Source organism: Gordonia sp. 852002-10350_SCH5691597 (assembly GCF_001665715.1).
GTDB lineage: Bacteria > Actinomycetota > Actinomycetes > Mycobacteriales > Mycobacteriaceae > Gordonia > Gordonia sputi.
Window position 1 is genome coordinate 1 of record NZ_LZMO01000003.1, and the last position, 8664, is coordinate 8664.

Below are 8664 nucleotides of genomic sequence, written 5' to 3' on the forward strand. Positions count from 1 at the left end.
ATCCTGCGCAACGCCGGACATACCAACATCGCTGCGGCCCTACGTCACACCGCCAGAGCACCCGAACGAGCCATAAAACTACTCCTCACCAGAACTGAAAGGACTTTGCCGTGACCCTGCTATTGACGCTGAGTACCAATCCCGAAAAAGTGTTGCGGCTGAATCAGCTAAATCGGGCAATCCGGCGGAGTCGACTGGCTGCGACTTCGGGCCGAGCGACCAGTCGAAGTAACCCTGCGCGATCCACGGTGTTTCAGGTAGGAACTTGGCAACGAGCCCCAACTTGTTCTTCCCAACCCCGCTCTGGCCATTCTTACAGGGACTCGTTCGAATCTTGTAGCGACCAGTATCGTCGCCAATCACTTGGTCGCGCAGCACCTGGAGATGGTGCACCCACCCAGGCGCAGTGTCCGTGTCTTGGGTAACTGGGAAGTCGGCCAGCGAATCTCGCGTCTCAACTCCGACGTGAAACTCGAACCGCAGGTCGTCTTCGGACGCCGGCATCGCGCGCCCAGAGACCTGAATCTGTCCTCGTAATTGCCGATGGTCGGCCAGTTTAGGGCTCCAGACGGTGATAGCCGACATACCGCTACCTCCTCGCCCAACGCGAACGTCCCAGCCCGGCCCGAGTTCCTCGCGAAGTGAAGGTGTGAGCTTGCGGAAGACGCGCTCAACCGCGACCTTTTGAGGCGGGAGTGATTCGATGTCCGCTATCCAGATCCGAGATTCCCGAAACGAGGAAATTATCTCTGTCCAGGTCACAACTCCGGACACTTGATTGACATAGTCTTCGGCGTCGATCGGATCGAGTACCAGCAGAAAAAGATCATCCACCGCGGCCTTCAGCTTCTCGACCTGGATACCTGGCAGTTCGTGGTCGAGTTTTGCCTCGATTCCGATCGTTGCTCCACCGGTTAGCCTGACTAGAATGTCAACCTTCGCGACGCTTTCACATTCAACGTGATCGACTCTCGCACTAAACAATTCAACTCTGTTGCTGCGTTTCGCCAACAGCGCGAGGAACTCTTCTGGCTGCTGTCTGATCTCGGCGGCAAGTGCTCGTGTCAGCATCGGCTCACTGGTGAAAATATTGTCCCCCACCGATCAACCTCCCAGTCGATTCACTTACATTCGGAATCATAAACAACGTGAGCAGTGTAGCCCGTTCTAAGTCCTCAGTCCTTGGGTGAGGTAATCGATTGCGTGCACGCCGCCATCGAGGACCTCGTTGCCGTGGACAACTACGAGCTCGATAGAGGAAGATCGCGATCAATTGTGAGTGTCCAGTAAGGATTAGACGTCAACTCGCCGATCTTCTCCACCTGTTGGCTCGACTCCAGCCTACATCTGCGGACTGGCCTCATTCGGCGTGAACGACACGACTACCTGCACCATGTCGTCAAGGTTTGCTGGCTCTTCCTGATTCAGAGTGCGTGTAGGTGTTCTGCCAGGCCGCCGGAGTGGATGAGTGACCGCAAGATGTAGTGGTTGAGGTTGCGGAAGCCGAGCGCGATCCCGCGTAGGTGTTCCAGGCGGCCGTTGATCGCTTCGACGGGCCCGTTGGAGGCGCCGGTGTCGAAGTAGGCCAGGGTCTCGGTCCGTCGAGCCCACAGCGAGCGGCCGAGTTGGGCGAGTTCGGCGAGTTCTTTTGGCACGCCGGTGTGGATGCGTTTGAGCAGCTTGTACATCGCGATCTTCCCGTCTCGCTTGTGCGGCTGGTCGTAGGCGTCGATCAGGTCCTGATAGACGGCGTAGGTGACCGCGACCGCCAGATGTTCCTCACGCGCTTGGAGGCCGTTGGTGATGCGGGTCTTCTGCTTGTCGGTCAACAAGCCGATTCGAGTGAGCAGAGGGCGGCGGATTCCGTAGAGCGGGTCCCCGCTACGGCCGCGGTGTCCGCACGTATCCTGTTGCACGCGTTGTGCGACACACCGTGAGCTTGTCGGCGGCCAAGTGCACCACATGAAACGGATCCCGGATCGACAGGTACAACAGCGCCCGCCCGCACACCCGCCTCGGCAACGCCCCACCCGCCGAGTACGAGGCAGCGCACTGCGCTGAGCCCACCAAGTCATCGCGACCGGCAATGACACCTGCATAGACGTGGCATCAACGCGTAGATGTTTCAGTTTCTTCTGTGCTGGGGCTGTGTCAGGTGCTGGACCGGGTGTAGGCAGCGGCGCGCACCACATCGTCGTCCTCCAGGCCAGCTCCTAGTGCTCCGCCCACGGTGGCCAGGCTGGCGGTGAGCCAGCTGATCTTCGCGTAGTCCAAAGCGTTCACTGGGTGACCGGCGATACCGGCCAGTACCTGCTCGTCGATGAGCAGCAGCGCGCCGACCCAGGACAGGATGAATAAGCCGAGGTAGAACACCACAACCCCGATGGCCACGGTCGCGGTGGTGGCCAAATTGAACAGGATCACCTGCTCACGTTGGGCTTGCCGCCGTGGGCGCTCCCACAAGTCGGCTCCCAGGATCAGGGTGGCACCCACCGCCCCGATCGCCATCACCGCCAGCAGGACCAGGCGCACCGGCCCGTAGGCCATGGCCAGTACCCATAGGTCCGAGGCCACCAATGTCAGCATGCCGGTGGCCGCTGCCACGACCATCGCCCGGGAGAGCCGGGCCACGAAGGCCCAAGGCTGGTTGGCGCGGATCATGCCCAGCAGCAACCGCACGTTGCCGCTCAGCACTCGGGCCGTGAACTGCACGACGTTGTCGTCCGGGCGTTCGTCGAGATCGGTGGACAGCTGGTGGGCTCTTCGAGCAAGATCCCGCTGGGCGTTGGGGTCTTCGGCGTCGTAGCCCAGGAGCTGCCCGACCACGTGCACGGTGGTCTCTTGCACCTTCTGCCGCACGTGCACGGCTCCCAGGGTTGGGACGGAGACCAGTCCTACCCCGTGCACGGGGCTGAGCTGGGTGAGCACCGGACGTCGGCCGGTCTTCAGGGGGATCTCGGTGAGCACCACGGCCAAATCCCAGTTCTCCTCCAGCACGCGGTTTCGGGCCGCCTCCAGCAGGTCCAAGGTCTCGGTGGGTGGATCGACCAGCCGGTCTTCGGCCATCTTCAGTTGCCAGCGCACTCCCGGATACCGCTGCACCAAAATCTTGCGCACCGAGGTGGTGACCTCGGGGCCGAGCACCGCACTCAGGGATGGTGAGACCACCAGGCCGATGAGCAGCTCGGCATCGGAAGGGTTCGGCAGGATCGGCGGTGGATCGGCAACGCTCAGCAGTCACCCCTCCATGGTGAGGCAACCACGGTCGGATTGCCACTGGCTCGATGGAGCCCCCAAGGTTTCGTGCAGCACCGCGGGCCGGATTCGGTGGTCGCCTCGATCCCGGAAAGAGCGGTGCTGCTCACTGCGAAATCCTCTCCCCGCCGACGCCGCCAGCGCGAAGACATCACAGCCAGCGGGCCCGGGACCTGCCGGTGTCGAGGACGGCTTCTCGATGATGCTGCAGTGACGGATCGGTTAAAGTGCTTCGGCGGTGTGGGAGCAGTGATCAGCGTGGGGCCGGTCGATTCCGTTCGGACAGGTGATGCATCGACTGCCCAGCGGCAGGTGCGGTATCTGGCAAGTCCAGCCGTCACCGACCTCGAGAGGGTTGCTAGACATGAACCCGTCAACGTCGGACATGTAGGTGTCGGCGGCCCGCTTGGCGGCCCCACAATCAACGCCGGGAGTCAACGCCACAATGTCCAGGATGCCGTCTGGTCCCCAGGCCACCCCGCAGCTACGGTCCCTGATCCATGCCGGCGGCGGGGGAGTGACGATAGTGGTGGGCGCCGGGGTCGGCGACGAACTGGAGCCACTCGATGCAGTGTCCTCGCTGTCGCTACAGCCAACTGTGATCAGTGCGATGGCGACCAGGCCGCCACCGAGCTGGGCTCGCCAGCGCAAGGAGCTCATTGTGGGCACTGTCATCTTGCTGGGCCTTCCGATGTGGCGGTTGTTCTGTCGCGTCCTCGCGCCGCCGACCGTGGTGGCCCAAAGTAGCGCAGACTCCATGCTTTCATTAGCGCTTCCTTCTCGGTGCCCCCGACGTCTCAGTCGATCCGGAAGCTACTCAATTAGTGGTCGTCGGTGGTGGTCCACGGACCGTCGAGGTATCCGGCGTCACGCAGTGCCGCCTCCAGGACCGACTGATAGGTGCGTCCGATTACCGTCGCGATGCCTTCCAACGTCGCACGGGCCGGTAGCCCGCGCACCCCGTGCGTGCGCCACAGGTTCAGGTTCTGCCGAGAAATCCCGATGCGTCGCGCCAACTCGGCATCGCTGACTCCATACGCATGCTTGTGCGCGTCAACGAGATCCACAAGATGAGTGGTTGTCACGCTTCAAGCGTGGGGTAGTGGTAGCTTGCATGTCAAGCACCGCTATTCGACTCCGACAAGCATTACTTGACATAACGTACACTATCGGCCAAAAATCAGGCCATATCCTGGCCAGCGTGGCGGCTACACTGAACGTATGACGACAGTGCCCCTCGGTGAAGCCAAGGACAAGCTCTCCGCGCTCATCGACAGCGCCGAGAGCACGCACGACATCATCACGATCACCAAGCACGGCAAACCTGCCGCGGTGCTGATGTCGGCCGACGACCTCGAATCGCTGCACGACACGATCTACTGGCTCTCACACGCCGGCGTCCGCGACGACGTCGCTACCGCACACGCCGAGTACGCGGCCGGTGAAACCGTGTCCATCGACGACCTGCGCGCCGAACACGGCATGCCGCCGAAATGAGCGATGCACCGCCCGACTCGGTCAGCCCGTACCGAGTTGAGGTCGCATCCCCAGCTCGCCGCGATCTCGGGCGTCTACCATCCCGGATCGTTCACGCTGTCATCGAATTCATCTCCGGGCCGCTCGCCGAGAATCCGCACCGGCTTAGCAAGCCGCTACGTGACGACCTCGCAGACCTTCACAGCGCCCGCCGAGGTGACTTCCCAATCGGCTCTGATCGGGTCTGCTGATCCTCTCGACGAGAACGCAGCGACATCACAGCCACCCAACCCCGACCGTCCGCGAAGCCGGGACACGTCACATGACCTGTGCTGCGGGCGTGTCGAGTGGGTCGTCCAGGGGCGACGCGGGAGCGTCGACGCGACGTGCTGAGAGGTGGTCCCAGTCGAGCACTAGCACACCGGCTACAGGCATGGCGATAGGTCAGGAACGGCGTCGCTCCCTGCGCAGGAGGGAGCGCAGAGTCTCGGCGTTCGCGTAGCCGACCCCTAGCGCGATCTCGGCGGAGGTGAGGTCCGTGGTTGCTGAGAGGTGCCGAGCTCGTTCGATGCGAAGCCGTTGGACGAAGCCGAGCGGAGTGAGGTTGAGCGCCGCACGGACTCGTCGTTCGAGGGTGCGCCGGCTGGTGCCGAGCGACTGCGCGACGAAGGCGACGTTGAACGGTTCGTCCAGGCGGGCGCGCACGAAGCGTTCGAACTCGACGACGATCGGGTCCTCGTGCCGGAGATGTTCGTAGGCGACGAAGGCCGCCTGCGACGGGCGCTCGTCGATGATGAGGAGCTTGGCGACATGTTGGGCCAGGTCGGGGCTGATCGATCGCACGAGTGAGAGCGCGAGGTCGATGTGGGCGAAGGCGGCGCCGGCGGTGACGAGGTTCCCGTCGGCCACGACCATGGTGTCGAGATCGAGGGCGACGGTCGGATAGCGCTTCAGGAACTCCGGCCCCAGGAACCAGCTGGTCGTCGCCCGCCGATGATGCATCCGTCCGGTCTCGGCGACGGCGAACACGCCGGTGCACGCCGCGGCGATCCGGGTGGTCGCCTCGTCGAGGCGCCCGAGCGAGGCGATGACCGAACGAGCATCTCGGCTCTGGAGGGCGTCGTTGGTAGCGGCGGCCGTAAGGGTTCCAAGCGCAGGGACGACGACCACGTCGAACTCTCCGGACTCCGACAGCGGGTGGTCCACCGACAGGGTCATCGATGCCGTCGTGGTCACTCGCCGTTTCGGTCCGAGGATGGCGAGTTCGATCGGGTCGATCCGCGGGTCGACATCGCCGCGGGCTCCGTCGGCCACCCGCACGATGTCGATGATCGACGCGATAGCCGAACCGAAGCAGCCGTCGATCGCGATCAGTCCGATACGCATGACGTAAACAATAGCAATACTGCCGTATACGCCACTCCCCACCGGCCCTCGCTCGTCATACGCTGAACTCGCTTCACCAAAAAACCTCGACACCTAGGAGAACCCCTCATGTCCACACCCGCATCACTTCCGTATGCCTTCGTCGCCAAGATCGTCGCGGCCGATGGACAGCACGACGCGGTCGCCGATCTGCTCGCCGGCGCTGTCTCACTCGCCAACGAAGAAGTAGGAACGATTGTCTGGTTCGCGGTCAGGACCCACGCCGACACCTTCTGGATCTTCGATGCATTCCCCGACGAGGCCGCTCGCGACGCCCACGCCAACGGCGCCATCGTCGCAGCCCTGATGGCCAACCAGCACCTCCTCGGCGCAGCACCCGAGATCCTGGCGGCCGACGTCCTCGCGTCCAAGCTCCCGTAGTCCGCCAACGCACGAGACGATCGCGCCCCGCCGAGCCGTCGCCAGGTCGCGACGCAACGCCACGCTGCGTTGCCGAGCGGTACGAGGCCTATCGGCACACGGACAGGATGCCGGCCGCGAGCGCTCAGCCGGCGAGGGGTCCGTCGCAGAGGAGAGCGACGTCGGTGTCGGGCAGAGCCGTGAGGCCAGCGCATCGCGCGACCACCAGAACCGAACAGCCCCTGACCTGCGTTTCCGCAGGTCAGGGGCTGTTCGCCGGAGCCGCCTGTCGGAATCGAACCGACGACCTAATCACGTCGGCTTTGCGTCTATCGCTTGATGCGCCCACTGGGCGAACGAGCCGCTGACCTGCGCAAACGCCGAGCGTGGGGGACGCCGCCATCCGGTGGTGACCGACGACGACCGACCAGTACCGACCGTTTCACCGGAGCTTGCGGCGGCGACGAAGCCGAGCAAGCTCCATTCCTTTAGCTCACCGCGCCCTCCTGCTCGCCGGTCCCGTCGTCGTCGAAGACGTTTCAGGGGTCCTTCTCAGATGACGGTATAGGTCGGCCGGGCGCGTCGGTCCGCAGATAGACGTCGAGGTCTCCCGACGACGGAGGTTCCTACGCCATCCATCCGAAAGACCTCGACGTGTCCGACGCTACCCCGCCGGCCGGCTTCGGCCGCCCTGACCTGACCGCCTTCGCTCGACTCGACGGCCTCGATCTGAGCGTGACCGGACAACGACTTGAACCGGATCGTGCGGTCCTCGCGTGCCGCGTGGTGGAACCAGATCAGTGGTGCCGACGGTGCGGCAGCGAAGGCGCTGCTCGTGACACCGTGATCCGGCGGTTGGCCCACGAGCCGCTGGGCTGGCGACCGACCGTGCTGGAAGTTGTAGTGCGCCGCTACCGCTGTGCCGACTGCGGACACGTGTGGCGCCAAGACACCAGCGCCGCGGCGGAGCCACGCGCGAAGCTCTCGCGCACCGGGCTGCGGTGGGCGCTGGAAGGGATCGTGGTCGCACACCTCACCGTCGCCCGTGTCGCCGAGGGACTCGGGGTCGCGTGGGACACCGCCAACAACGCGGTCCTGGCTGAAGGCAAGCGGCTGCTGATCAACGACCCCACGCGGTTTGAGGGCGTGAAGGTCATTGGCGTCGATGGGCACGTCTGGCGCCACACCAGGCGTGGCGACAAGTACGTCACCGTGATCATCGACCTCACCCCGGTCCGCGATGGCGCCGGCCCAGCAAGGCTGCTGGACATGGTCGAGGGCCGGTCGAAGGCGGCGTTCAAGACCTGGCTCGCCGACCGCGACGACGCCTTCCGTGACGCGGTCGAGGTGGTCGCGATGGACGGCTTCACCGGGTTCAAGACCGCCGCCGCAGAGGAGATCCCGGACGCGGTCACGGTGATGGATTCAGACCGTCCTCACCAAAGCGTTCCGCGCGAGGACTTCACAGAGCCCGCCTATGAGGGTTACGAGCACGCTATCGTCGCCAGGACGTGCAGAGCCCTGGCTGCGGCGACGCGCAGCTCCGATGACTGCTACTTCGCGATCTGGGCCGGCTATTCGGGTGTGGTGTCTCCCCTACCGGGTGGGCCTCGAATGCACATCCCCAACCGCGACTACCACCTCTACGTCGGCACACTGTCCGACCTCAAGGCGTGGGAGCAGCCACTGACACACGAGACGCCTGCGCTGCTTCACGACCCGCCGGCCTTCGTATGGCCCGCCGACCGCGCCTGGTGCCTGGCCAGTGACGTGGATCTCCGGATTAGGGGCAGCGTGGGTCGGTACCAGGGTGCCCGTTTGGCTGGCGCGTCGCGGCCAGCTGCGGCGTCGACTCACCACCGAACTGGGCTCGGTTCGCCGTGAGCCACCCATCCCCGTGGTGGTCAGGGCGTGTTGATCCAGTTGAGGATCGCCTGCCCCGCGCGGGGGTCGCCGTTGTTGATACCGACAACGGCGCCGATCGCCGCGCCCACACCGGCTCCCCAGACACACCCCACGATCACTATGCAGCCGACGACGAGCCCGGCCAGTGCGCCGACCGCGGTGGCGACGCGTACAGGCTGGAGGTGCCGTTGCGCACGTAGTCGTGGCTGGCCCGTTGCGGGGTGCCCGGGAGCATGGGAAACC

General features: G+C 64.4%; 6 protein-coding genes and 4 pseudogenes. 4 read left to right on the plus strand and 6 right to left on the minus strand.

The window, feature by feature from the left end; translation table 11 throughout:
* Positions 1 to 78: 78 nt before the first annotated feature.
* The 4 genes and pseudogenes from A5777_RS00220 to A5777_RS00240 form a co-directional block, all read right to left on the minus strand.
* Positions 79 to 1101: a hypothetical protein gene (locus tag A5777_RS00220; RefSeq protein WP_005205849.1), complete on the minus strand. Its 1023-nt coding sequence runs from the start codon at positions 1099 to 1101 to the stop codon at positions 79 to 81.
* Between the two features lie 323 nt (positions 1102 to 1424).
* Positions 1425 to 1983, minus strand: a pseudogene (locus tag A5777_RS00225) (ISL3 family transposase); the annotation flags it as partial.
* 168 nt (positions 1984 to 2151) lie between these two features.
* Positions 2152 to 3144 (minus strand): hypothetical protein, encoded by a 993-nt coding sequence (locus A5777_RS00230; RefSeq protein WP_231894886.1) that lies wholly within the window; start codon positions 3142 to 3144, stop codon positions 2152 to 2154.
* 932 nt (positions 3145 to 4076) lie between these two features.
* Complete coding sequence (locus A5777_RS00240) at positions 4077 to 4340, minus strand: helix-turn-helix domain-containing protein (RefSeq protein ID WP_168431420.1); 264 nt, start codon at positions 4338 to 4340, stop codon at positions 4077 to 4079.
* 136 nt (positions 4341 to 4476) lie between these two features.
* Between A5777_RS00240 and A5777_RS00245 the strand changes: the two genes are divergently transcribed.
* The gene (locus A5777_RS00245; protein ID WP_039857037.1) at positions 4477 to 4752 is read left to right on the plus strand and encodes a type II toxin-antitoxin system Phd/YefM family antitoxin; all 276 of its coding nucleotides are present in this window, start codon (positions 4477 to 4479) and stop codon (positions 4750 to 4752) included.
* Positions 4749 to 4961: pseudogene (locus A5777_RS25770) on the plus strand (type II toxin-antitoxin system RelE family toxin); the annotation flags it as partial. The gene A5777_RS00245 and the pseudogene A5777_RS25770, both read left to right, overlap by 4 nt.
* A 214-nt stretch (positions 4962 to 5175) precedes the next feature.
* On the opposite strand, the gene A5777_RS00250 reads toward A5777_RS25770, so the two are convergent.
* Positions 5176 to 6117 (minus strand): GlxA family transcriptional regulator, encoded by a 942-nt coding sequence (locus A5777_RS00250; RefSeq protein WP_005209254.1) that lies wholly within the window; start codon positions 6115 to 6117, stop codon positions 5176 to 5178.
* Between the two features lie 108 nt (positions 6118 to 6225).
* On the opposite strand from A5777_RS00250, the gene A5777_RS00255 reads away from it, so the two are divergent.
* On the plus strand, positions 6226 to 6537 hold the full coding sequence (locus A5777_RS00255; RefSeq protein WP_005180837.1) for a putative quinol monooxygenase: 312 nt from the start codon (positions 6226 to 6228) through the stop codon (positions 6535 to 6537).
* A 633-nt stretch (positions 6538 to 7170) separates the two neighbouring features.
* Positions 7171 to 7941: pseudogene (locus A5777_RS23900) on the plus strand (ISL3-like element ISPfr2 family transposase); the annotation flags it as partial.
* 479 nt (positions 7942 to 8420) lie between these two features.
* Here the strand turns inward: A5777_RS23900 and A5777_RS24500 are convergent.
* Positions 8421 to 8664, minus strand: a pseudogene (locus A5777_RS24500) (hypothetical protein); the annotation flags it as partial.